This window comes from Corallococcus sp. AB030 (assembly GCF_003668965.1).
Taxonomy (GTDB): Bacteria; Myxococcota; Myxococcia; order Myxococcales; family Myxococcaceae; genus Corallococcus; species Corallococcus exiguus.
Genome location: NZ_RAWQ01000430.1, coordinates 1 through 1,745, shown reverse-complemented (window position 1 = coordinate 1,745; position 1,745 = coordinate 1). Strand labels below are relative to the sequence as shown.

Annotated in this window: 2 protein-coding genes; both read left to right on the top strand. The window is 71.5% G+C overall.

Features of this window, described 5'->3' with window-relative positions; translation table 11 throughout:
- Nucleotides 1-1,144: anhydro-N-acetylmuramic acid kinase (locus tag D7Y15_RS43370; protein WP_368667435.1), on the top strand; the 1,144-nt coding region annotated here is incomplete at its 5' end.
- Nucleotides 1,141-1,745, top strand: a 605-nt coding sequence (locus D7Y15_RS43365; RefSeq protein WP_233605326.1) for an ATP/GTP-binding protein, incomplete at its 3' end; no start/stop codon positions are given. The genes D7Y15_RS43370 and D7Y15_RS43365, both read left to right, overlap by 4 nt.

Here is a 1,745-nt window from a genome sequence, read left to right as displayed (position 1 = left end):
CTCCCCCTCCCTGCCGCCCCGGCTGTGCGTGGGCGTGCTGTCCGGCACCAGCGTGGACGCGGCGGACGCGGCGCTGTGCAGGGTGGACGGCACCGGCGCGGACGTGAAGCTCCAACTGCTCGCGCATGTCTCCCATCCCTTCACGCCGGACCTGGTCGCGCGAGTGCTGGGCCCTCAAGACGCCCGGAGCCTCTGCGCCCTCAACTTCGAACTGGGGGAGCGCTTCGCCGAGGCCGTGCTGGCCGTCATCGCGCGCGCGGGCGTGAAGCGCGAGGACGTCCACGTCGTCGGCTCGCACGGCCAGACGATGGCCCACCTTCCTTCGGACCTGTCCGCCATCGCCTCCACGCTCCAGATTGGCGAAGCGGCCGTCATCGCCGAGCGCACCGGCCTGCCCGTCGTCAGCGACTTCCGCACCCGCGACATGGCGGTGGGCGGCCAGGGCGCTCCGCTCGTGCCCTACCTGGACTGGGCCGTCTTCCGGAACCGCGAACGGCCGGAGGTCACGCGCGCGTTCCTCAACCTGGGCGGCATCGCCAACATCAGCGTCGTGGGCGAGCACGTGGACGACACGCTCGCGTTCGACACCGGGCCCGCGAACATGGTGCTGGACGGGCTGGCGCGCCGGGTGACGCAGGGACGGCTCGCGTGCGACCGGGACGGGAGCCTGTCCTCCCGGGGCCAGGTGATCCCCGCGCTCCTGGAGGAACTGCTCGCGCATCCGTTCCTCGCGCGGCCACCTCCGCGCAGCGCGGGCCGCGAGGGCTTCGGCGAACCGTTGGTGGACCGGCTCTGGGCGGCGGCCCCGGAGCGGCCCCACGATTTGATGGCCACCGCGCGGGCCTTCACCGTGGAGGCCACCGCGCGCGCCTTCGACACCTGGGTGCGGCCCCGCTTTCCCCGGCTGGAGGCCGTGTATGTCTCCGGCGGCGGGACGCGGAATCCTGTGCTCATGGCGGATCTTCGGGCGCGGCTGGCCCCGGTGCCGTTGGAGCGGCTGGACGTGCTGGGCTTCCCCGAAGAGGCGAAGGAAGCGGCCCTCTTCGCCCTGCTCGCGGCCGAGCACCGGGCCGGGACGCCCGCGAATGTTCGCCCGGCAACTGGCGCCGGGCGCCGAGTCGTTCTAGGTAAGCTGACACCGTGAGCAGCGTGAACCTGATGGCCCGCGAAGTGGCCGCGAAGATCGTCTTCTACGGCCCCGGCCTGTCGGGGAAGACGACGACCCTGCGAAAGGTCTACGAGACCGTTCGCCCGGCCCACCGCGGAGAGATGATGTCCATCGCCACCGAAGGCGACCGGACGCTGTTCTTCGACTTCCTACCGGTCAAGGTCGAGCGCGTGGGCGACTGCTCCGTGCGCCTGGCCCTCTACACCGTGCCCGGGCAGGTCTTCTACAACGCCACCCGCAAGCTGGTGCTCCAGGGCGCGGACGGCGTCGTGTTCGTGGCGGACTCGCAGGCGGAGGCCATGGACGCCAACCGCGAGTCCCTGGCGAACCTGGAGGAGAACCTCCTGGAGAACGGCATCCGCCTGGACCGCTTCCCACTGGTGATGCAGTGGAACAAGCGGGACCTGGACAACATCCTCTCCGTGGAGGACCTGCGCCGGGAGCTCAACCCCCGCGGCGTCCCCGACTTCGAGACGGCCGCCGCCAACGGCCGCGGCGTGATGGACGCGCTCAAGACCATCACCCGGCTGGTCATCAAGGACCTGCGCGCCAAGCGCATCGTCCCGCCGCCCCGTCC